General features: G+C 73.1%; 20 protein-coding genes. 11 read left to right on the forward strand and 9 right to left on the reverse strand.

Annotated elements, in window-relative coordinates; all coding sequences use genetic code 11:
- Positions 1-8 precede the first annotated feature (8 nt).
- From hutH to ACF07S_RS02210, 5 genes are all read right to left on the reverse strand, one after another.
- A complete protein-coding gene (gene hutH, locus ACF07S_RS02190) occupies positions 9-1,574 on the reverse strand; it encodes a histidine ammonia-lyase (protein ID WP_391961871.1) in 1,566 nt (521 codons plus the stop codon).
- 76 nt (positions 1,575-1,650) lie between these two features.
- Positions 1,651-2,802, reverse strand: coding sequence for a diguanylate cyclase domain-containing protein (locus ACF07S_RS02195; RefSeq protein ID WP_391973229.1), 1,152 nt, complete (start codon positions 2,800-2,802; stop codon positions 1,651-1,653).
- Between the two features lie 68 nt (positions 2,803-2,870).
- The gene (locus ACF07S_RS02200) at positions 2,871-3,671 is read right to left on the reverse strand and encodes an enoyl-CoA hydratase/isomerase family protein (RefSeq protein ID WP_391961609.1); all 801 of its coding nucleotides are present in this window, start codon (positions 3,669-3,671) and stop codon (positions 2,871-2,873) included.
- Between the two features lie 243 nt (positions 3,672-3,914).
- A complete protein-coding gene (locus ACF07S_RS02205) occupies positions 3,915-5,024 on the reverse strand; it encodes an adenylate/guanylate cyclase domain-containing protein (protein ID WP_391961610.1) in 1,110 nt (369 codons plus the stop codon).
- Between the two features lie 183 nt (positions 5,025-5,207).
- Positions 5,208-6,083, reverse strand: a complete 876-nt coding sequence (locus tag ACF07S_RS02210) for a biotin--[acetyl-CoA-carboxylase] ligase (protein WP_391961611.1) — start codon at positions 6,081-6,083, stop codon at positions 5,208-5,210.
- Between the two features lie 109 nt (positions 6,084-6,192).
- Between ACF07S_RS02210 and ACF07S_RS02215 the strand changes: the two genes are divergently transcribed.
- The 4 genes from ACF07S_RS02215 (at position 6,193) to ACF07S_RS02230 (ending at position 8,885) form a co-directional block, all read left to right on the forward strand.
- Positions 6,193-7,782: an acyl-CoA carboxylase subunit beta gene (locus ACF07S_RS02215; protein ID WP_391961612.1), complete on the forward strand. Its 1,590-nt coding sequence runs from the start codon at positions 6,193-6,195 to the stop codon at positions 7,780-7,782.
- 9 nt (positions 7,783-7,791) lie between these two features.
- Entirely contained in the window at positions 7,792-7,998 is a 207-nt protein-coding gene (locus ACF07S_RS02220) for an acyl-CoA carboxylase epsilon subunit (RefSeq protein WP_391961613.1), read from the forward strand.
- A gap of 109 nt (positions 7,999-8,107) precedes the next feature.
- Positions 8,108-8,236: a morphogenic membrane protein MmpB gene (gene mmpB / locus ACF07S_RS02225; RefSeq protein WP_391961614.1), complete on the forward strand. Its 129-nt coding sequence runs from the start codon at positions 8,108-8,110 to the stop codon at positions 8,234-8,236.
- A gap of 31 nt (positions 8,237-8,267) precedes the next feature.
- Entirely contained in the window at positions 8,268-8,885 is a 618-nt protein-coding gene (locus ACF07S_RS02230) for a Maf family protein (RefSeq protein WP_391961615.1), read from the forward strand.
- On the opposite strand, the gene ACF07S_RS02235 is transcribed toward ACF07S_RS02230, so the two are convergent.
- Entirely contained in the window at positions 8,857-9,324 is a 468-nt protein-coding gene (locus ACF07S_RS02235; protein WP_391973230.1) for a hypothetical protein, read from the reverse strand. The two genes, ACF07S_RS02230 and ACF07S_RS02235, sit on opposite strands and share 29 nt — an antisense overlap.
- Before the next feature lie 396 nt (positions 9,325-9,720).
- Here ACF07S_RS02235 and ACF07S_RS02240 point away from each other — a divergent pair, with 396 nt between their 5' ends.
- Positions 9,721-11,493, forward strand: a complete 1,773-nt coding sequence (locus tag ACF07S_RS02240; RefSeq protein ID WP_391961617.1) for an acetyl/propionyl/methylcrotonyl-CoA carboxylase subunit alpha — start codon at positions 9,721-9,723, stop codon at positions 11,491-11,493.
- A gap of 304 nt (positions 11,494-11,797) precedes the next feature.
- Here ACF07S_RS02240 and ACF07S_RS02245 read toward each other — a convergent pair whose 3' ends face one another.
- Together ACF07S_RS02245 and ACF07S_RS02250 are read right to left on the reverse strand one after the other, a co-directional pair.
- The gene (locus ACF07S_RS02245; RefSeq protein ID WP_391973231.1) at positions 11,798-12,733 is read right to left on the reverse strand and encodes a DeoR/GlpR family DNA-binding transcription regulator; all 936 of its coding nucleotides are present in this window, start codon (positions 12,731-12,733) and stop codon (positions 11,798-11,800) included.
- A 158-nt stretch (positions 12,734-12,891) separates the two neighbouring features.
- Positions 12,892-14,340 (reverse strand): NAD(P)H-quinone dehydrogenase, encoded by a 1,449-nt coding sequence (locus ACF07S_RS02250; RefSeq protein WP_391973232.1) that lies wholly within the window; start codon positions 14,338-14,340, stop codon positions 12,892-12,894.
- 96 nt (positions 14,341-14,436) lie between these two features.
- On the opposite strand from ACF07S_RS02250, the gene ACF07S_RS02255 reads away from it, so the two are divergent.
- The 3 genes from ACF07S_RS02255 to ACF07S_RS02265 all read left to right on the forward strand — a co-directional run bounded on the left by ACF07S_RS02255 (position 14,437) and on the right by ACF07S_RS02265 (position 17,886).
- Positions 14,437-14,904: a gamma-glutamylcyclotransferase gene (locus ACF07S_RS02255; RefSeq protein ID WP_391961620.1), complete on the forward strand. Its 468-nt coding sequence runs from the start codon at positions 14,437-14,439 to the stop codon at positions 14,902-14,904.
- A 101-nt stretch (positions 14,905-15,005) separates the two neighbouring features.
- Positions 15,006-15,830 (forward strand): purine-nucleoside phosphorylase, encoded by an 825-nt coding sequence (locus ACF07S_RS02260; RefSeq protein WP_391961621.1) that lies wholly within the window; start codon positions 15,006-15,008, stop codon positions 15,828-15,830.
- Between the two features lie 424 nt (positions 15,831-16,254).
- On the forward strand, positions 16,255-17,886 hold the full coding sequence (locus ACF07S_RS02265) for a phospho-sugar mutase (RefSeq protein ID WP_391973233.1): 1,632 nt from the start codon (positions 16,255-16,257) through the stop codon (positions 17,884-17,886).
- Between the two features lie 61 nt (positions 17,887-17,947).
- Here the strand turns inward: ACF07S_RS02265 and ACF07S_RS02270 are convergent, their stop codons facing one another.
- Positions 17,948-18,682: a PH domain-containing protein gene (locus ACF07S_RS02270; protein ID WP_391961623.1), complete on the reverse strand. Its 735-nt coding sequence runs from the start codon at positions 18,680-18,682 to the stop codon at positions 17,948-17,950.
- A gap of 112 nt (positions 18,683-18,794) precedes the next feature.
- On the opposite strand from ACF07S_RS02270, the gene deoC reads away from it, so the two are divergent.
- The 3 genes from deoC to ACF07S_RS02285 are packed head-to-tail and all read left to right on the forward strand — an operon-like array spanning position 18,795 to position 22,124.
- On the forward strand, positions 18,795-19,748 hold the full coding sequence (deoC, locus tag ACF07S_RS02275) for a deoxyribose-phosphate aldolase (protein ID WP_391961872.1): 954 nt from the start codon (positions 18,795-18,797) through the stop codon (positions 19,746-19,748).
- A 32-nt stretch (positions 19,749-19,780) separates the two neighbouring features.
- Positions 19,781-21,226, forward strand: a complete 1,446-nt coding sequence (locus tag ACF07S_RS02280; RefSeq protein WP_391961873.1) for an aldehyde dehydrogenase family protein — start codon at positions 19,781-19,783, stop codon at positions 21,224-21,226.
- Positions 21,219-22,124, forward strand: coding sequence for an aldehyde dehydrogenase family protein (locus ACF07S_RS02285; protein WP_391973234.1), 906 nt, complete (start codon positions 21,219-21,221; stop codon positions 22,122-22,124). The genes ACF07S_RS02280 and ACF07S_RS02285 overlap by 8 nt, the downstream gene beginning before the upstream one ends.
- Positions 22,125-22,157 lie beyond the last annotated feature (33 nt).

Raw genomic sequence — 22,157 nt, forward strand, 5'->3', positions numbered from 1 at the left:
CCGTCGGGTCAGCCCAGCGGTCCGGTGACCGCCTCCACGGCCGCGACCAGCCGCCCGTCCCGCACGAACGCCTCCGCCGCGGCGAGATCGGGCGCGAGGTAGCGGTCCGGTCCCGGGCCCTCCACCCCCGCTTTCCGCGCGGCCTCGATGACGGCCCGGGTCGCGGGCGCCGGGGTCAGTCCCTCCCGCAGCTCCACCGCGCGGGTGGCGGCGTACAGCTCGACGGCGATGACCCGGGTGAGGCAGTCGACGGCCGTACGCAGTTTGCGCGCCGCGGACCAGCCCATGGAGACGTGGTCCTCCTGCATCGCGGAGGACGGGATCGAGTCCGCCGACGCCGGTACGGCGAGCCGCTTCAGCTCACCGACCAGCGCGGCCTGCGTGTACTGGGCGATCATCAGCCCGGAGTCGACACCGGCGTCGTCGGCGAGGAACGGCGGCAGCCCGTGGCTGCGGTTCTTGTCCAGCAGCCGGTCGGTGCGGCGCTCGGCGATGGAACCGAGGTCGGCGACGGCGATGGCGAGGAAGTCCAGCACGTACGCCACCGGCGCACCGTGGAAGTTCCCGTTGGACTCGACCCTGCCTCCCGAGCCGGACTCCCCCGCGGTTCCCCCGGGCAGCACCACCGGATTGTCCACGGCGGCGGCGAGTTCGCGCTCGGCGACCAGCCGGGCGTGGGCCAGGGTGTCCCGTCCGGCGCCGGCGACCTGCGGGGCACAGCGCACCGAGTAGGCGTCCTGCACCCGGGGGGCGTCGCCCTGGTGATGCCCCGTCAGTCCAGAACCCCTCAGCACCGCGAGCATGTTGGCGGCGCTGGCGGCCTGTCCCGGGTGCGGGCGGACGGCGTGCAGTTCGGGGGCGAGCACCCGGTCGGTGCCGAGCAGCGCCTCCATGCTCAGGGCGGCCGTGACGTCGGCGCTCCGGTACAGCAGGTCGAGGTCGGCGAGGGCCATGATCAGCATGCCGAGCATGCCGTCGGTGCCGTTGAGGAGGGCGAGCCCCTCCTTCTCGCGCAGTTCGAGGGGCTGGATGCCGTGCTCGGCGAGCAGGTCGCCGGCCGGCCGCACGCGGCCGTCGGGGCCCTCCGCCTCCCCCTCGCCCATCAGGGTGAGGGCGCAGTGGGACAGCGGGGCCAGATCGCCGGAGCAGCCGAGGGAGCCGTACTCGTGCACCACCGGGGTGATTCCGGCGTTCAGCACGTCGGCCATCGTCCGGGCGACCTCGGGCCGGACGCCGGTGTACCCGGAGCAGACGGTCTTCAGCCGCAGGAACATCAGCGCGCGGACGACCTCCCGCTCCACCCGGGGCCCCATGCCGGCGGCGTGCGAGCGGACGATGTTGCGCTGCAGCTGAGCGCGCAGCTCCGGGCCGATGTGCCGGGTGGCCAGTGCGCCGAAGCCGGTGCTCACCCCGTACACGGGGTCCGGCTCGGCCGCCAGGGCGTCCACGATCTCGCGGGACGCGGCGAGTGCGGCCACCGCCTCCGCGGACAGGTCGATGCGGGCACCGCCGCGCGCCACGGCGAGCACGTCGGACGCGGTCACGCCGGAGGTCCCCACCACCACAGTGTGCATATCCATATTCAGGAGCGTACGCAGTGAATTCCACGGTGTCACCCCTGGAAGCGGGGTCCACCCCTTACCGAACACGTCACACCGGCCCCTGCCGCCCCCGGAACCGGCGCCGCTCCCCGCCCGGCGCCCGCGACGGCTCGTCGGCGAGCCGTACGACGGGATCGTCCGCCCCCTCCCGTCCGGCCACCACGGGACGGGCGGCCCGCTCGGCCTTGGCCCGGTACTGCGCCGCGTCGGCCAGCCGGAACAGCCGCCGGGCGGAGCGCACCGGTCCGACGGGATCCCCGGTGGACGCCACCCCGCAGGCCACCCCGTCCCCGATCCCCAGCTCCATGGCCCGGCGGCACACCTCGTCGGCCGCCTTGACGACCTCGTCGGCGGGCGGCCCCACCGCCAGCAGACAGAACTCGTCCCCGCCGAGCCGCGCCGCCAGGGCCCCCGGCAGCCGGGCCCCGCACAGCGACAGCACGCTCCCGAACCGCTCCAGGAGCCGGTCGCCCACGGCGTGCCCCAGCGTGTCGTTGACCCGCTTGAGCCCGTTCACGTCGCACACCACCAGGCTGACGACGGCCCCGTCCGCGCGATGCCGCTCGACCGCCTCGTCGAGTTGCGCGTCCACGGCCCGCCGGTTGGCCAGCCCGGTCAGGGCGTCCGTGTACGCCAGCCGCCGGGCCTCCTCCAGCCGCTCGGTCTGCGCGAGTCCGGCGGCCACCACGGCGGCCAGGACCGTCGCGAAGTCGGCGTCGCCCCGCCCGAAGACCGGCACCCCGGCCGGCCGGGCCACGTACAGCTCGCCCCACGCCCGCCCGTGCAGCACGATCGGGGCGACGACACAGCACCCGCGCCCCCGCCGCCTGAGCGCGGCGACCCGCTGATGGCAGTACCCGGCCCGCCCCGCCGAGGGCCCCTCGGCCGTCTCCACCCACGCGTCGGGCTCACCGCCCCCCGCCCACCGCTCGTGCAGGAACTCGGTGATCTCGGCGAACTGGTGCACCGGATAGGACTCGTCGTCCGGGAAGTCCTCCTCGCCCTCGGCGAGATCGCCGACGTTGACCAGCACCCGCAGCCGCCCGAGCTCCCGCTCCCACACCGACAGCGCCGCGAAGCTCCCGTCCAGAGCCCGGCGGGCCCCGCCGGCCGCGGCCCGCCAGGCCTCCCGCGAACTGTGTGCGGCTGCCATGCCCTGCGCGAGTGCCACCACGGCCGCCAGCCGGCTCTCCTCACCCATTCCCCCAGATTAGGTAGATTCTCCGCCATTCGGGACATCGAGGGCGTGAGTGCGGGAGGACCTTCCGGCTACTCCCCGGGCCACTCCGGCCTGCGCTTCTCGTTGAAGGCGGCGACCCCCTCCGCCCGGTCCCCCGAGAACGCCACCGACCGCCAGGCCGCGTCCTCGACCTCGAGCCCGGCGGCCAGATCCAGCCCGTGCCCGAGGCGCAGCGCCCGCTTGGCCGCCCGCAGCCCCACCGGCGAGTTCGCGGCGATCCGGGACGCCACGGCCAGGGCCTCCTCCCGGTCCCGCCCCTCCTCCACGAGCTCGTCGACCAGCCCCAGCTCCCGCGCCTCGACGGCCTCCACCCGCCGCGCCGTGAAGATCAGCTCGGCCGCCCGCGCCGCCCCCACCCGCCGGGGCAGCAGCTGCGTACCGCCCCCGCCCGGAATGACCCCGACGGACACCTCGGGCAGCCCCATGACCGCCGTACGGTCGGCCACGATCACATCGCACGACAGCGCCAGCTCGAACCCGCCCCCCAGCGCGAACCCGTGCACCGCCGCCACCGTGGGCACCGGCAGCTCGAGCACCCCGGTGTACGCCGCGCGCGCCACCGGCCGCTGACGCAGCAGGTCCGCGTCGCTGAAGGAGTTCCGCTCCTTCAGGTCCGCCCCCACGCAGAACGCCCGCTCGTGCGACGAGGTCAGCACCACCACGCGTACGTCACGGTCCCCCGCCAGCGCCGCGCAGGCATCGGCGACGCAGCGGGCCATCCCGGTCGACACGGCGTTCATGGCCTTGGGCCGGTCGAGGACGAGCTCCGCGACGTGCCCCCGCCCGTGCCGGCGCACCAGCACGAACTCCCCGAACCGTTCCTCACCCATGACAGCCTCCGGTTAACGCGGGTTAACACCACTCGCCCCGATCATCGCAGCCGACCACCCGCCCGGAAAAGAGGTGCCCGTCACCCCCCGCCCGCCCGTTCGAGTGACATCCCGCCGGCTTCGGCCACATCCCGCCGAGCCGGCCCCCGGCCCCCCACGCACCCCCGAGCGCCTCATCCCGTGCGTACCGGTCATCGGCCTGTGCGTGGACGACACTCAGACGCTCCCGGACGCAGGGCCGGGCTAAGCGGACGAGGACGCCCCGTTCCGGCGGGTGAGCAGCCAGGGCTCCACCACGCCGAGCCCGCGCACCGGCCGCTGCCACATCGGCTGGAGCGCGAACCGGTACGCCGGCGGTTCCTCGCCCTCCTTCTCCGCCGCGGCCACCGCCTCGGCCGCCGCCGCCTCGGAGGCGGGCGCGTCACCGGTGCGGATCAGCTCCTCGGCGAACGCGGTGTCGACGAGCACGGCGTCCCGTGGAGCTATGGAGGTCAGCCGGGAGGCGAGATTCACGGTCGTACCGAAGACATCGCCCATCCGGGTGGTCACCGTGCCGAACGCCATACCGACCCGCAGCTCCGGCATGGTCTCGTCGTGGGCCATGGTCTCGATCAGCCGTAGCGCGATCTCCGCGGCCGTGCCCGCGTCGTCGGCGGCGTAGAGCACCTCGTCGCCCAGCGTCTTGATGAGCCGCCCGCCCCGCGCGGCGACCAGATCGGCCGCGGTGGTCTCGAACGCCTCGACCAGCTCGCCGAGCTCCTCCTCCTCCATCCGCCGGGTCAGCCGCGTGAACCCCACGAGGTCCGCGAAGGCGACGGCGAGCCGCCGGTCGACCATCTCCTCGTCGTCGGCCCCCTGCACGACCCGCCCGGCCGAAGCGGCGAGCTGCCGCCGCCAGACGTACACGAGGAACTCCTCCAGCTCGGGCAGGAGCAGCTCGACGATCGGATACGTCACCTCGGTACGGGTCATCCCCGGCTCGGGCGGCTCGGTCAGCCCCTCCAGGAACGAGTCGATCTGCCACTCGGCCAGCCGCGCCGTGGTCTGCCCGGTGGACCGCGCCACCTGCACCGCCATGGCCTCGCTCAGCAGCCCCGCCTCCACCAGACCGGCCAGCCGGCGCAGCGCCAGTACGTCCGCCTCGGTCAGGGCCTTGGCCTGCCCGACGTCGGCGAAGCCCATGGCCCGCCAGAACCGCGTGGCCAGTTCCATGGTGACGCCCGCGCTGCGGGCCGCCTGGAACGGTGTGTAACGGCGCTCGGCGCCCAGAATGAGCTGTTCGAGGCGCAGAGCAAGCGGATCCTCGCCGGCGCCCTGCGCGTCCGTACCGGAACCGGAGTCGTCGACGGTCACGCGTTGCTGCCCTTCCGATCTGCCACGGTCATGTATCGACCGGCCACAACTCTACGGCAGGTGTGCGCCAGCTCACTCCGTCAGGCTGGGCCGTGGGGTGAGGCGACCGGCGTCCTCCCGGCACCCGCCGTCGGCGTGGACCGGGGGTGTTCCCGCAGCCGACACGGCACGGCCACCGGAGCGTCACGCACCCCCCGCGGCGCGCAAGTGCACGATGTCCCCCGCCCCCACCGGCGACTGCACGCCTTCCCCCGTCGCCAGCACCAACCGCCCGTCCCCGTCCACGGCGACCGCCTCCCCCACCAGCGCCCGGTCCCCCGGCAGCTCCGCCCGCACCACGCGCCCGAGCGTCGCGCACCCCGCCGCGTACGTCTCCTGCAGCCCGCACGCCCCCGCGTCCCCCCCGGCGGCCCGCCACCGCCCGTACCACTCCTCCAGCGCCCGCAGCACCCCCCGCAGCAGCGGGTCCCGGTCCGTACTCACCGCGCCCGCCAACGCCAGCGATCCCGCCGTCGGCACCGGCAGCTCATCCGCCCGCAGGCTCACATTGACCCCGACGCCCACGACGACACCCCCCGCCCCGGCCCCCTCCGCCAGGATCCCCCCGGCCTTGCGCTCCTCTCCCCCCACCGTCACGAGCACGTCGTTCGGCCACTTCAGCGCCGTATCGACCCCGGCGGCCCGCGACAGCCCCGTGGCCACCGCGACCCCCGTCAGCAACGGCAGCCACCCCCACCGGTCCACCGGCACCTCACGAGGCGTGAGCAGAACGGAGAAGAACAGCCCGGACCGGGCAGGCGCACTCCACTGCCGGTCGAGCCGTCCCCGCCCGGCGGTCTGCTCCTCCGCGACCAGCACCGTGCCCTCCCCGGCCGCCCCCGAGGCAGCCCGCGCCACCAGGTCGGAATTGGTCGACCCGGTCCGCTGCACCACGTCCACCTGCGACCACAGCGACCCCTCCCGCACCAGCCCCCGCCGCAACGCGCTCGCGTTGAGCGGCGGCCGGTCCAGGTCGGACCAGCGGTTCCCGTACGGATCTGATGCATCTCGCGGCGTCATGCAAGCCACCCTAGGTGTGGTAAACACCGCACTGCCGATCGGAAGGCCCCCCACTACGCTACGGATGAGTAACCGTCCCCCTTTTGAGCAGGCAGGGAGCCGCATCCCGATGTCCGAGCCGGAAGAGCAGCAGCCTGACATCCACACGACCGCGGGCAAGCTCGCGGATCTTCGACGGCGTATCGAAGAGGCGACGCACGCCGGCTCCGCACGCGCCGTGGAGAAGCAGCACGCCAAGGGCAAGCTGACGGCCCGTGAACGGATCGACCTCCTCCTCGACGAGGGTTCCTTCGTCGAGCTGGACGAGTTCGCCCGGCACCGCTCCACCCACTTCGGCCTCGACGCCAACCGTCCCTACGGCGACGGCGTCGTCACCGGCTACGGCACCGTCGACGGCCGCCCCGTCGCCGTCTTCTCCCAGGACTTCACCGTCTTCGGCGGGGCGCTGGGCGAGGTCTACGGCCAGAAGATCGTCAAGGTCATGGACTTCGCGCTGAAGACCGGCTGCCCGGTCATCGGCATCAACGACTCCGGCGGCGCCCGCATCCAGGAGGGCGTGGCCTCCCTCGGCGCGTACGGCGAGATCTTCCGCCGCAACACCCACGCCTCCGGCGTGATCCCGCAGATCAGCCTGGTCGTCGGCCCCTGCGCGGGCGGCGCGGTCTACTCCCCCGCGATCACCGACTTCACGGTCATGGTCGACCGGACCAGCCACATGTTCATCACCGGCCCCGACGTCATCAAGACGGTCACCGGCGAGGACGTCGGCTTCGAGGAACTGGGCGGCGCCCGCACCCACAACACCGCCTCCGGCGTCGCCCACCACATGGCCGGCGACGAGAAGGACGCCATCGACTACGTCAAGCAGCTGCTGTCCTACCTGCCGTCCAACAACCTCTCCGACCCCCCGGTCTTCCCGGAGGAGGCGGACCTGACGGTCACCGACGAGGACCGCGAACTCGACACCCTCGTACCGGACTCGGCGAACCAGCCCTACGACATGCACACCGTCGTCGAGCACATCCTCGACGACGCCGAGTTCTTCGAGACCCAGGCCCTCTTCGCCCCGAACATCCTCACCGGCTACGGCCGCGTCGAGGGCCACCCCGTCGGCATCGTCGCCAACCAGCCGATGCAGTTCGCCGGCTGTCTGGACATCACCGCCTCCGAGAAGGCGGCCCGCTTCGTGCGCACCTGCGACGCCTTCAACATCCCGGTCATCACCTTCGTCGACGTCCCCGGCTTCCTGCCCGGCGTCGGCCAGGAGCACGACGGCATCATCCGCCGCGGCGCCAAGCTGATCTACGCCTACGCCGAGGCCACCGTGCCCCTCATCACCGTCATCACCCGCAAGGCCTTCGGCGGCGCCTACGACGTCATGGGGTCCAAGCACCTGGGCGCCGACCTCAACCTGGCCTGGCCCACCGCCCAGATCGCCGTCATGGGCGCCCAGGGCGCGGTCAACATCCTGCACCGCCGCACCATCGCCGAGGCGGAGGACCCGGAGGAGACCCGCGCCCGGCTGATGCGGGAGTACGAGGACGCCCTCCTCAACCCCTACGTCGCGGCCGAACGCGGCTACGTCGACGCCGTCATCCTGCCCGCCGACACCCGCCGCCACATCGTCCGCGGCCTGCGCCAGCTGCGCACCAAACGAGCGTCCCTGCCTCCGAAGAAGCACGGCAACATCCCCCTGTAAGGAGCCGCTGTGATCAAGGTCGTACGAGGCAACCCGACCCCCGAGGAGCTGGCCGCCGCACTGGCGGTGGTCCGGGCCCGCGCCGCGGCGGCGTCCGCCGTGCCGTCCGGCGCGCCCGCCGTCCGCGACTCCTGGTCCGACCCGTCCCGCATCGCCGCCCACCGCCCGCCCCGGCCGGGACCGGCGTCCTGGGCCCGCACCTACTGGCCGAGCTGACGGCGGCCCGGCCCGGGCCGGGGAACCGCGCGGCGGGGGACGGCGCCGCGACCCGACTTGAGTACCCGTACTCAGGCGCCCTCCCCGGCCCCGGCCGCACGCTGGTGGCATGCTGTGGTCCGACCCCGAGAACGAGCCGCCCGAAGACCTGCGGGACACGCAGGAGATGCTGCGGCGGCTGGGTGTTCTCGTGGCGCTGGCCATGGTGCTCGCGATGCTCGTGATCGGCGTGAGGTGAGGCGTCCGGGCGACGTCGATACGCTGACCGCATGACAGATCAGCCGCGCCGCCGACTCGTGCTCGCCTCCCAGTCCCCCGCCCGGCTCGGGCTGCTCCGCCAGGCCGGGCTGGACCCCGAAGTGATCGTCAGCGGGGTCGACGAGGACGCCGTCACCGCCCCCACCCCCGCCGAACTGGCGCTCGCCCTGGCCGAGGCCAAGGCCTCCGTCGTCGCCGCGAAGCCCGAGGTCAAGGGCGCGCTGGTGATCGGCTGCGACTCGGTCCTGGAACTGGACGGCCAGGCCCTGGGCAAGCCGGCGGACGCCGGGGAGGCCACCGCCCGCTGGAAGGCGATGCGGGGCCGAGCGGGCACGCTGCAGACCGGCCACTGCGTCTACGACACCGTCAGCGGGCGGTACGCCTCCGCCACCGCCTCCACCGTCGTCCGTTTCGGTGATCCCACGGACGAGGAGGTCGCCGCCTACGTCGCCTCCGGCGAGCCCCTCCACGTCGCCGGGGCGTTCACCCTGGACGGCCGTTCGGCGCCGTTCATCGACGGCATCGACGGCGACCACGGCAATGTGATCGGCATCAGCCTGCCCCTGTTCCGGCGTCTGCTGGCCGAGCTGGGCGTCGGCATCACGGAGCTGTGGGCGCCGGAGGCGTGACCGGGGCGCCGGCGCCGCTCCCGGCGCCGGCGCCGGCAGGCTGTTCGGGACGGCCGTCGTACGTCATCAGCAGCAGCACGACGAGCCCGAGCACGACGACCATGCAGACGAACGCGGTCCGGCCGACCGGACCCCACGTCAAGGCGCCCAGCAGCCCGTGCACCACGGCCGCGCTGACCAGCAGCACCCGGCCGAAGCCGGCCGGCGCCCGGTCGCGCAGGGCGACCAGCAGGGCCACCAGGCCGCACAGCGCGAAGTAGAGCCCGAAGACGATCCCGCCGATCTTCGACGAGACCGACATCATGTGCGGGTCGAGGCCGGCCAGCGACATGTCCTGCCGGTCGACGACGAGGCCCAGGAACCAGTTCAGCGCGGCGATGCCGAACGCCTCGGCGAACAGTACGAGCGCCACGACCCACGCCACCGGTCTGCGCACCACCGGCCCCCACCCACTTTCGAGCACGACTGTGGTTACCCCGAGTATGTTCGGGCCGACGCGAACGCTACAGGGGGGTCCCCCCTGCTCGTGAAGAGCCCGGGGAAGAGCGGATCCGGGGACAGGAGTTCCGCGGAAGGCAAAGAATCACTGGGCCATTCGTAGGGACTCCACAAAGAAACGGAGTGGGCCGCAGCACGCTCTCACAGAGACCTTGACCACATGGGACGGCTAGGGTTTCCGGGAGGAGCCCTGCGTACCGAGGTGCGACAAGGGATTTCCCGGGACGAGCAAGCCCGGCATCACGCTCCGTGTGGGCAAGCTCACCAGTGGGGACGGGTCGAAGTGCCGTGTCGGCAGTCCCTAAACTCGGCTTGTTTCAAGGAGGGAGCCTCAATCGTGCGCAAGGTGCTCATCGCCAACCGTGGCGAAATCGCTGTCCGCGTTGCCCGGGCCTGCCGGGATGCCGGAATCGCGAGCGTTGCCGTCTATGCCGACCCGGACCGGGACGCTCTGCATGTCCGCGCCGCGGATGAGGCGTTCGCCCTGGGCGGTGACACTCCGGCCACCAGCTATCTCGACATCGAGAAGGTGCTGAGGGCCGCGAAGGAATCCGGCGCCGACGCGGTCCACCCCGGCTACGGCTTCCTCTCCGAGAACGCCGAGTTCGCCCAGGCGGTGCTGGACGCGGACCTGATCTGGATCGGCCCGCCGCCGCAGGCCATCCGCGACCTCGGCGACAAGGTCGCCGCCCGGCACATCGCCCAGCGCGCCGGCGCGCCGCTGGTCGCGGGCACCCCCGACCCGGTGTCCGGCGCGGACGAGGTCGTCGCCTTCGCCGAGGAGCACGGCCTGCCGATCGCCATCAAGGCGGCGTTCGGTGGTGGCGGGCGGGGCCTGAAGGTCGCCCGCACCCTCGAGGAGGTCCCGGAGCTGTACGACTCCGCGGTGCGTGAGGCGGTGGCCGCGTTCGGCCGCGGCGAGTGCTTCGTCGAGCGCTACCTGGACAAGCCGCGGCACGTGGAGACGCAGTGCCTGGCCGACCGGCACGGCAACGTGGTGGTCGTCTCCACCCGTGACTGCTCCCTGCAGCGCCGTCACCAGAAGCTGGTCGAGGAGGCTCCGGCGCCGTTCCTCTCCGAGGAGCAGCTCGCCGAGCTGTACCGCGCGTCCAAGGCGATCCTGAAGGAGGCCGGCTACGTCGGCGCCGGCACGGTGGAGTTCCTGGTCGGCGTGGACGGCACGATCTCGTTCCTGGAGGTCAACACCCGTCTGCAGGTGGAGCACCCGGTCACCGAGGAGGTCGCCGGCATCGACCTCGTGCGCGAGATGTTCCGCATCGCCGACGGCGAGGAACTCGGCTACGGCGACCCGGTGCTGCGCGGCCACTCCTTCGAGTTCCGCATCAACGGCGAGGACCCGGGCCGGGGCTTCCTCCCGGCCCCCGGCACCGTCACCCGTTTCGACGCGCCGTCGGGCCCGGGCGTGCGGCTGGACGCGGGTGTGGAGTCGGGCTCGGTCATCGGTCCGGCCTGGGACTCCCTGCTGGCCAAGCTGATCGTCACCGGCCGCACCCGCAAGGAGGCGCTGGAGCGGGCCTCCCGCGCCCTGGAGGAGTTCCGGGTCGAGGGCATGGCCACGGCCATCCCGTTCCACCGCGCGGTCGTGAGGGACCCGGCGTTCGCCCCCGAGCTGACCGGCTCCGCCGATCCGTTCACGGTGCACACCCGGTGGATCGAGACCGAGTTCGTCAACGAGATCCCGCCGTTCACCGCCGCGGTGGACGTGGACGCCGAGGAGGAGGCGGGCCGGGAGACGGTCGTCGTCGAGGTCGGCGGCAAGCGTCTGGAGGTGTCCCTGCCCGTCTCGCTCGGCATGTCCCTGGCCCGTACGGGTCTGGCGGCGGGTGCGAAGCCGAAGCGGCGGGCGGCGAAGAAGTCGGGCCCGGTGGCCTCGGGCGACACGCTCGCCTCTCCGATGCAGGGCACGATCGTCAAGCTCGCGGTGGAGGAGGGGCAGGAGGTCAAGGAGGGCGACCTGGTCGTCGTCCTGGAGGCCATGAAGATGGAGCAGCCCATCAACGCCCACCGGTCGGGCACGATCAAGGGACTGAGCGCGGAGGTGGGGGCTTCGGTCACCTCGGGCGCGGCGATCTGCGAGATCAAGGACTGAGCCGGACGCGATGCCCGTGGGCGCGACCGGGGCCCCGGTCGCACCCACGGGTGGTCCGGTGGGCCGGGGCCGGCACCAGCGGTCGGCCGCGGGCGGTCCGCGCCACCACGGCGGCCGGGCGGCCGGTCGCACCGCCTCCACCGCGGGCGGTCGTGCCGCAGGAGTGAGGGGGTCCCTGCTCGAGCGAGGTCGAGAGTTCGGGGAGGGCGGGCGCGGCGGCACCCCGGAAGCGCCGGACTGCGCAACGCCCCCGGCCCGCCCCGCACCGGGCCACCGGAGAACCTCACGCACGCCGCCTCAGGCGTCAGCGGCGCCGGAGATCCGCCACCCGCGCCCGCTGTTCGGCTCCCTGCCCCTGAGCCTGCTGCTCCGCCGCCCCCAGCCCCACGGCCGTACGCAGTCCCGGCCCCTGACGGCGCGGGCCCGGGAGGGAGACGTCCCGGCGCTGGCGTGCCGCCGGAGGACCCTCACCCGCCGACCCCCCGGGCGCCCCGGGCGCCCCGGCGGCAGTGATCTGCACACCCTGGTCGGCCAGCGCCTGAAGCTCCGTACCCGCACGATCGTCGTGCGCGGGCGGCTCGTCCGTCACCAGACGCGTGATCAGATCCGTCGGCACCGTCTGGAACATGGTGTCCGTACCGAGCTTGGTGTGATCGGCCAGGACCACCACCTCCGCCGCGGCCTGCACCAGTGCCCGGTCGACCGAGGCCGACAGCATGTTGGAGGTGGACAGCCCCCGCTCGGCGGTCAGTCCGCTCCCGGACAGGAAGGCCCGCGACACCCGCAGTCCCTGGAGGGACTGCTCGGCACCGCTGCCGACGAGGGCGTAGTTCGAACCGCGGAGCGTACCGCCGGTCATCACGACCTCCACCCGGTTGGCGTGGGCCAGCGCCTGGGCGACCAGCAGCGAGTTGGTGACGACGGTCAGCCCGGGCACCCGGGCCAGCCGGCGCGCCAGCTCCTGTGTGGTGGTACCCGCGCCGACCACGATGGCCTCGCCCTCTTCCACGAGACTGGCGGCGAGGTCGGCGATGGCGGTCTTCTCGGCGGTCGCGAGATGTGACTTCTGCGGAAAACCGGACTCGCGCGTGAAACCGCCCGGCAGTACCGCACCGCCGTGCCGGCGGTCGAGGAGTCCTTCTGCCTCCAGCGCGCGCACGTCCCGCCGTACGGTCACTTCGGAGGTCTGGACGACGCGGGCGAGCTCACGGAGCGACACGGCCCCGTTCGCTCGCACCATTTCGAGGATCAATTGGCGACGTTCTGCAGCGAACACGAAACTGACAGTAACGCCAGCGACCGTCTACTTTCAGCAGTTTGCGCTGAATAGCAGAAGCTGTTCGCACAGGCCCGCACCAAGTGGTATAAGCTCTCGAAGGACAGCCGTTCCGCCGGCCGTCAGGCCTCCCCGTCGGCCTTCCTCGTGTGCAACTGCCGTGCCACCTCGGCGATCGACCCCGACAGCGAGGGATACACGGTGAAGGCGTTCGCGATCTGTTCGACGGTCAGGTTGTTGTCGACCGCGATCGAGATGGGGTGGATGAGTTCCGACGCGCGCGGCGCCACGACCACGCCGCCCACCACGATTCCGGTGCCCGGCCGGCAGAAGATCTTGACGAAGCCGTCGCGGATGCCCTGCATCTTCGCGCGCGGGTTGCGCAGCAGCGGCAGCTTCACGGCCCGGGCGTCGATCTTGCCGGTGTCGACATCGGACTGGGAGTAGCCGACGGTGGCGATCTCGGGGTCGGTGAAGACGTTCGACGAGACGGTCTTCAGGTTCAGCGGGGCCACCGCGTCGCCGAGGAAGTGGTACATGGCGATGCGTCCCTGCATCGCCGCCACCGAGGCCAGCGCGAAGACACCCGTCACGTCACCGGCGGCGTACACGCCCGGAGCCGTCGTCCGGGAGACCTTGTCGGTCCAGATGTGGCCCGAGTCCCGCAGCCTGACCCCGGCCTCCTCCAGGCCCATGCCCTCGGAGTTCGGGACGGCGCCCACGGCCATCAGACAGTGCGACCCGGTGATGACCCGCCCGTCGGCGAGCGTCACCTCCACCCCGTCCCCGGCCCGCTTCGCGGACTGCGCCCGCGACCGCGCCATGACGTTCATGCCGCGCCGCCGGAAGACGTCCTCCAGCACGGCGGCGGCGTCCGGGTCCTCGCCCGGCAGCACACGGTCCCGCGACGAGACGAGCGTCACCTTCGAGCCCAGCGCCTGGTAGGCACCGGCGAACTCGGCGCCGGTGACACCCGATCCGACCACGATGAGTTCCTCGGGGAGCTCGTCGAGGTCGTACACCTGGGTCCAGTTCAGGATCCGCTCGCCGTCGGGCCGGGCGTCCGGCAGCTCGCGCGGGTGCCCGCCGGTGGCGATGAGCACCGCGTCCGCGACGAGCGTCTCCTCGCTGCCGTCCGCGGCCCGCACCACGACCTTGCGCGACCCGTCGAGCGCCTGCATGCCCTCCAGCCGGCCCCGCCCGCGCATGACCCGCGCGCCCGCCCTCGTCACCGACGCGGTGATGTCGTGCGACTGGGCCAGGGCGAGCCGCTTCACCCGTCGGTTGACCTTGCCCAGGTCCACGCCCACCACCCGGGCGGCCTGCTCCATGGGCGGGGTGTCGTCGGCGACGATGATGCCCAGTTCCTCGTACGAGGAGTCGAAGGTGGTCATCACCTCGGCCGTGGCGATCAGGGTCTTGGACGGCACGCAGTCGGTGAGCACCGACGCCCCGCCCAGGCCGTCGCGGTCGACGACGGTCACCTCCGCGCCGAGTTGTGCGGCGACCAGCGCCGCTTCGTATCCGCCGGGTCCGCCACCGATGATCACGATCCGAGTCACGTACTCCATTGTCCCGTACCCTCCGCCGTGCGACCGCCCGGGGGCCCCGGCCGTGGCTCCCCCGTTACCGGAGTGACCCCGTTCCGCCTGCCGTACCCTTCCCTCATGTCGCTCTACGCCGCGTACGCCGGCAACCTCGACGCGCGGCTGATGTCCCGCCGCGCCCCGCACTCGCCGCTGCGCGCCACCGGCTGGCTGAACGGGTGGCGGCTGACCTTCGGGGGCGAGCGGTGGGGGCCCGGGGCCGAGAGCCCGGGGGCGGGCTGGGAAGGCGCGCTCGCCACGCTCGTCGAGGACCCGATCTCACAGGTCTTCGTGGCCCTCTACGAGATCGCCCCGATGGACGAGGAACCCCTGGACCGCTGGGAGGGCGCGGGCGGCCTGGACCTCTACCGCCGCGCCCGCGTCCGCGCCCACACCCTGGACGGCGAGGAGCCGGCCTGGACCTACGTCCTGAACGGCTACGAGGGCGGCCTCCCGTCGGCCCGCCACCTGGGCGAGATCGCCGACGCGGCCGAGTCCGCGGGCGCGCCCCACGACTACGTGATGGAACTCCGCAAGCGCCCCTGCTGAGACCTCCGGCACCCGGTCCGCGGAAAACGACGGGACAACGATCACCAACGCGTCGCCCTCGACATCTACGCGCGTAGGCGAATACCGGCTACCCTCGTCGCGTGAACGCTTCTCTTCTTCCGGACGACATCCAGGGCGACCCCTACGCCGCAGCCGACGCCGCCGCCGCGCGCCTGCGCGAACTCACGGGCGCCGAGACCCACGACGTCGCCCTCGTGATGGGCTCCGGCTGGGCACCGGCCGTGGACGCCCTGGGTGCCCCCGAGGCCGAGTTCCAGGTCACCGAGCTGCCCGGGTTCCCGCCCCCGGCGGTCGAAGGGCACGGGGGCAAGATCCGCTCGTACCGCACCGGCGCCAAGCGTGCACTGGTCTTCCTGGGCCGCACCCACTACTACGAGGGCCGCGGGGTCGCCGCCGTCGCCCACGGCGTCCGCACCGCCGTGGCCGCCGGCGCCAAGACGATCGTCCTGACCAACGGCTGCGGCGGCCTGCGCGAGGGCATGCGCCCCGGCCAGCCGGTCCTGATCGGCGACCACATCAACCTCACCGCCACCTCCCCCATCGTCGGCGCCAACTTCGTCGACCTCACCGACCTCTACTCCCCCCGCCTGCGCGCCCTGTGCAAGGAGATCGACCCCACCCTGGAGGAGGGCGTCTACGCCCAGTTCCCGGGCCCGCACTACGAGACGCCGGCCGAGGTCCGCATGGCCCGCGTGATCGGCGCGGACCTGGTCGGCATGTCCACGGTCCTGGAGGCCATCGCCGCCCGTGAGGCCGGTGCCGAGATCCTGGGCATCTCCCTGGTCACCAACCTGGCCGCGGGCATGACGGGCGAGCCCCTCAACCACGAGGAGGTCCTCCGGGCGGGCCGCGACTCCGCGACGCGCATGGGCTCCCTGCTGGCCCAGGTCCTCGGCCGCCTGTAAGCCCGCGGGGCGGCGGCCCGGCACTGCCGGGCGGCCGCGCCCACCCGGCCGCCCTGCGACACGCCCCCCGGCGAGCGGCCCCGCGGCCGCCCACGAACGGCGGCACCGGCTCCACGGCCCTGACCGACGGTCCGCGACGGGCGACGCACGCCGCCCGCCCGCGGCCGCACCACGGCCCGCGGTGAGCGGCGTCTCCCGCCCGGGGCGCGAAGGGGACGGGCCGGGAGCGACCGCCCGCAGCGGCCGGCGCGTCGACGGGGAACACTTCCCGGTGACCGATCCCGACCGGACCGGGGACGGGCGCCCCCGCCCCGTCCCCCCCGACCCACCCGCCGGCCGCGGGCGCTGCCGCGGCCCCGCCGAACCGACAGCCGCGCCGCAGGACACACCGCGCGCACCCCACCGAACGAGAGGCTGACCGACCGTGCAAGACGCCCTCATCGCACAGGCCCGGACCTGGCTGGCCGAGGACCCCGACCCGGACACCCGTGAGGAACTCGCCCGCCTCATCGACGCCGAGGACCACGCCGAGCTCACCGCGCGCTTCGACGGCACCCTCCAGTTCGGCACCGCCGGCCTCCGCGGCGAACTCGGCGCCGGCCCCCGGCGCATGAACCGCTCCGTCGTCATCCGCGCGGCCGCCGGCCTCGCCGCGTACCTCAGGAAGCACGGGCACGCCGACGGCCTCGTCGTCATCGGCTACGACGCCCGCCACAAGTCCCTCGACTTCGCCCTGGACACCGCCGCCGTGATGACCGGCGCCGGCCTCCGCGCGGCCGTCCTCGACCGCCCCCTCCCCACCCCCGTCCTCGCCTTCGCCATAAGGCACCTCGGAGCCGTCGCCGGCGTCGAGGTCACCGCCAGCCACAACCCGCCCCGCGACAACGGCTACAAGGTGTACCTCGGCGACGGCTCCCAGATCGTCCCCCCGGCCGACGCGGAGATCGCCGCCGAGATCGGGGCCGTCGCCTCCCTCACCACGGTCCCCCGCCCCACCGAAGGCTGGGAGACCCTCGACGACACCGTCCTGAACGCCTACCTCGCCCGCACGGACGCCGTCCTGGCCGAGGGCTCCCCCCGTACCGCCCGCACCGTCTACACGGCGATGCACGGCGTCGGCAAGGACGTCCTCCTCGCCGCCTTCGCCCGAGCCGGCTTCCCGGAACCCGTCCTCGTCACCGAGCAGGCCGAACCCGACCCGGAGTTCCCCACCGTCGCGTTCCCCAACCCGGAGGAGCCCGGAGCGATGGACCTGGCCTTCGCCAGGGCCCGCGCCGCGGAACCCGACCTGGTCATCGCCAACGACCCGGACGCCGACCGCTGCGCCGCGGCCGTCAAGGACGGCGCCGACTGGCGCATGCTGCGCGGCGACGAGGTCGGCGCGCTGCTCGCCGCCCACCTGGTCCGCCGCGGAGCGACCGGCACGTTCGCCGAGTCGATCGTCTCCTCGAGCCTGCTCGGCCGTATCGCCGAGAAGGCCGGCCTGCCCTACGAGGAGACCCTGACCGGCTTCAAGTGGATCGCCAGGGTCGAGGGCCTGCGCTACGGCTACGAGGAGGCGCTGGGCTACTGCGTCGACCCCGACGGCGTCCGCGACAAGGACGGCATCACGGCGGCGCTCCTCCTCACGGAACTGGCCTCCGAGCTGAAGTCGGAGGGCCGCACCCTCCTGGACCTCCTCGACGACCTCGCCGTGGAGCACGGCCTGCACGCCACCGACCAGCTCTCGGTCCGGGTGCGGGACCTGTCCCTGATCTCCGCGGCGATGCACCGCCTGCGCACCGAACCGCCCACCGAGCTGGCCGGACTGGCCGTCACCGGCGCCGAGGACCTCACCGAGGGCACGGCGGCGCTCCCGCCCACGGACGGCCTCCGCTACACCCTGGACGGCGCCCGGGTGATCGTCCGCCCCAGCGGGACGGAACCGAAGCTGAAGTGCTACCTGGAGGCGGTCGTCCCGGTCGCCTCCAAGGCCGACCTCCCCGGGGCGCGCGCGCGGGCCGCGGCCCTGCTGGAGAACCTCAAGCGGGACCTCTCCGGGGCAGCGGGCATCTGAGGAGCCGGGGCGGGCGGGGAGAGCGCGGCACGTCCCCCGCCCGCCGCTCCGGCTCCCGCTCTCACCCCACGGCCAGGAGCACCGCCAGCAGCACCGCCCCGGCAACGGCGGGCCCCACGATCTCGTAGGCCCACCGCACGGTCACCTCGTCCTGCGCGGTCGCCCCGCCCCGCGCGGCCGGGGCGCCCTGCCGCAGCTCGTGCAGCTCCCGCATCTCGTCCATCGCCCGGTCGCTCTCGGCCCGCCGGGGCCCCGCGGGCACGTCCCCCGGACCTGCCGGGCCCACCGGATCCGCCGGCCCGGCGCCACCCCGGTTCCGTCCCCCCGCGTTCCCGCGCGCGGCCTGCGCCGCCGCCCGCGTCTCCTGCCGGGCGGCCCTGCTGCGGGCCCGCAGCGAGACCGGGAGCGCCCACAGCTGGTACTTCTCGCCGGAGTCGGCGAGGACCTCGTTGGAGAACCCCGACCGCAGCGAGGCCACCCGTGCCCACGGCAGCACGATCACGCGGAACGGGTTGCGGACGCGCAGCCGGTCGTCGTTGACGTAGACGGCGGGGCGCAGGGTGTAGGCGACGACCAGGGGCACGAGGAGGAGCATCGTGGCGAGGGCCAGCCACGGGGTGCGGCCCTCGCCGGCGACCACGGCGTCGATGCCGAGCCACCCGATGACGGCGAGCAGCAGCACCCCGCCGGCGAGCCCCGCGGGCGAGCGGTAGATCCGGTCCTGGTACTGGGTTGCCCCAGGCCCCGAGGGCTGCGAGGGCTCCGGGGCAGGCGACTGGGGCTCGGGGGTCGTCATGCTCCTGATTCTGCACGACGGCCGCGCGGACGTCGTACGCGGTGGACGCCCTCCTCGGCGGTGGGGAGGGCTGTACAGCCGCTACGCGCGTAGATATGCTCGTCTGGTGACCATGCCCACCACTGCACCACAGGCTCTCAGCGACGTCACCGCGTCCGGCAGCACGCTGCGCCGCTTCCTCCACGGGCTGCCCGGCGTCGACGCGGTCGGCCTGGAGGCGCGCGCCGCCTCCCTCGGCACCCGCTCGATCAAGACGACCGCGAAGGCGTACGCCATCGACCTCGCCATCTCGATGGTCGACCTGACGACGCTGGAAGGCGCGGACACCCCGGGCAAGGTCCGGGCGCTCGGCGCGAAGGCGGTCCGTCCCGACCCGACCGACCGCGCCACCCCGGCCACGGCCGCGGTCTGCGTCTACCCCGACATGGTGGCCACCGCCAAGGAGGCCGTCGCCGGCTCCGCCGTCAAGGTCGCCTCCGTCGCCACCGCCTTCCCGGCCGGCCGCGCCCCGCTCGCCGTCAAGCTGGCCGACGTCCGCGAGGCCGTCGCCGCCGGTGCGGACGAGATCGACATGGTCATCGACCGCGGGGCGTTCCTCGCGGGCGACTACCTGAAGGTGTACGACGAGATCACCGCCGTGAAGGAGACCTGCGGGACGAGCGCCCGCCTCAAGGTCATCTTCGAGACGGGCGAGCTGTCGACGTACGACAACATCCGGCGGGCGAGCTGGCTCGGCATGCTGGCCGGGGCGGACTTCATCAAGACCTCGACCGGCAAGGTCGCCGTCAACGCGACCCCCGCGAACACCCTCCTGATGCTGGAGGCGGTCCGCGACTTCCGCGCCCAGACCGGTGTCCAGGTCGGCGTGAAGCCGGCCGGCGGCATCCGCACGTCGAAGGACGCCATCAAGTTCCTGGTCCTGGTCAACGAGACCGCGGGCGAGGACTGGCTGGACAACCACTGGTTCCGCTTCGGCGCCTCCTCGCTGCTGAACGACCTGCTGATGCAGCGTCAGAAGCTGGCCACCGGCCGTTACTCCGGCCCCGACTACGTGACGGTGGACTGATCACCATGACCACGGAGAAGACCATGGAGACCATGGAAAAGCGGTCGTCCGCGTTCGAGTACGCACCGGCGCCCGAGTCCCGCTCGGTCGTCGACATCGCCCCGTCGTACGGCCTGTTCATCGACGGCGAGTTCACCGAGGCGGCCGACGGCAAGGTCTTCAAGACCGTCTCGCCCTCCACCGAGGAGGTCCTCTCCGAGGTCGCCGAGGCCGGCGAGGCGGACGTCGACCGCGCGGTGAAGGCCGCCCGCAAGGCCTTCGAGAAGTGGTCGGCGCTGCCGGGCTCCGAGCGCGCCAAGTACCTCTTCCGCATCGCCCGCATCATCCAGGAACGCAGCCGCGAGCTGGCCGTCCTGGAGACCCTCGACAACGGCAAGCCGATCAGGGAGACCCGCGACGCCGATCTCCCCCTGGTCGCCGCGCACTTCTTCTACTACGCGGGCTGGGCGGACAAGCTCGGCCACGCCGGCTTCGGCGCGAACCCGCGCCCCCTCGGCGTCGCGGGCCAGGTCATCCCGTGGAACTTCCCCCTGCTGATGCTGGCGTGGAAGATCGCCCCGGCGCTCGCGACCGGCAACACGGTCGTCCTCAAGCCCGCCGAGACGACCCCCCTCACCGCCCTCTTCTTCGCGGACATCTGCCGTCGGGCGGGCCTGCCCCGGGGCGTCGTCAACATCGTCACCGGTGACGGCCGCACCGGCGCAGCGCTGATCGCCCACCCCGACGTGAACAAGGTGGCCTTCACGGGTTCCACCGCCGTCGGCAAGGAGATCGCCCGCACGGTCGCGGGCAGCCGCAAGAAGCTGACCCTCGAACTCGGCGGCAAGGGCGCCAACATCGTCTTCGACGACGCACCCGTGGACCAGGCCGTCGAGGGCATCGTCAACGGCATCTTCTTCAACCAGGGCCAGGTCTGCTGCGCGGGCTCCCGCCTCCTGGTGCAGGAGTCGTTCCACGACGAGCTGCTGGACTCCCTCAAGCGCCGCCTCTCCACGCTCCGGCTGGGCGACCCGCTGGACAAGAACACCGACATCGGCGCGATCAACTCCGCCGAGCAGCTGGCCCGGATCACCGCGCTGGCCGACCGGGGCGAGGCGGAGGGCGCCGAGCGCTGGTCCCCGGCCTGCGACCTTCCGGAGAACGGCTACTGGTTCGCCCCGACGCTCTTCACGAACGTCACCCAGGCGCACACCGTCGCCCGCGACGAGATCTTCGGCCCGGTCCTGTCCGTCCTCACCTTCCGCACCCCGGACGAGGCCGTCGCCAAGGCCAACAACACCCCGTACGGCCTGTCGGCGGGCATCTGGACGGAGAAGGGCTCGCGCATCCTGGCGGTCGCGAACAAGCTCCGCGCGGGCGTGATCTGGTCCAACACGTTCAACAAGTTCGACCCGGCCTCGCCGTTCGGCGGGTACAAGGAGTCGGGCTTCGGCCGCGAGGGCGGCCGCCACGGCCTGGAGGCGTACCTCGATGTCTGAGAAGGAAAAGACCGGGCAGCGGCTGTCGGTCTTCAAGACCTACAAGCTGTACGTCGGCGGGAAGTTCCCGCGTTCCGAGAGCGGCCGGGTGTACGAGGTGACCGACTCCAAGGGCACGTGGCTGGCCAACGCCCCGCTCTCGTCCCGCAAGGACGCCCGGGACGCGGTGGTCGCCGCGCGCAAGGCGTTCGGCGGCTGGTCCGGCGCGACGGCGTACAACCGCGGCCAGATCCTGTACCGGATCGCGGAGATGCTCGAAGGCCGCCGCGACCAGTACGTCGCGGAGGTCGCGGACGCCGAGGGCCTGTCGAGGTCCGGGGCGGGCCTCCAGGTGGACGCGGCGATCGACCGCTGGGTCTGGTACGCGGGCTGGACCGACAAGATCGCCCAGGTGGTCGGCGGCGGCAACCCGGTCGCCGGCCCGTTCTTCAACCTCTCCTCGCCCGAACCGACGGGCGTGGTCGCCGTACTGGCCCCCCGGGAGTCGTCGTTCCTGGGCCTGGTCTCGGTGGTCGCCCCGGTGATCGCGACGGGCAACACGGCGGTCGTGGTGGCGTCCGAGAAGTCCCCGCTCCCCGCCCTCTCCCTCGGCGAGGTGCTGGCCACCTCCGACCTCCCCGGCGGTGTCGTCAACGTCCTGTCCGGCCGTACGGCGGAGATCGCCGCCCCGCTCGCCGCGCACCAGGACGTCAACGCGATCGACCTCGCGGGCGCCGACGGGGTGCTGGCGAAGGAGCTGGAGATCGCGGCCGCCGACAACCTGAAGCGCGTGCTTCGTCCACAGCCTGTGGACGACTGGTCGGCGGACCCCGGAACCGACCGCATGACGGCGTTCCTGGAGACCAAGACGGTCTGGCACCCGACGGGATCCCTGGGCGCCTCGGGCTCGGCCTACTGACCGGGTCCCGCACGGCCGGAGCGCCGTACCCCG

This window comes from Streptomyces sp. NPDC016640 (assembly GCF_043076215.1).
GTDB lineage: Bacteria > Actinomycetota > Actinomycetes > Streptomycetales > Streptomycetaceae > Streptomyces.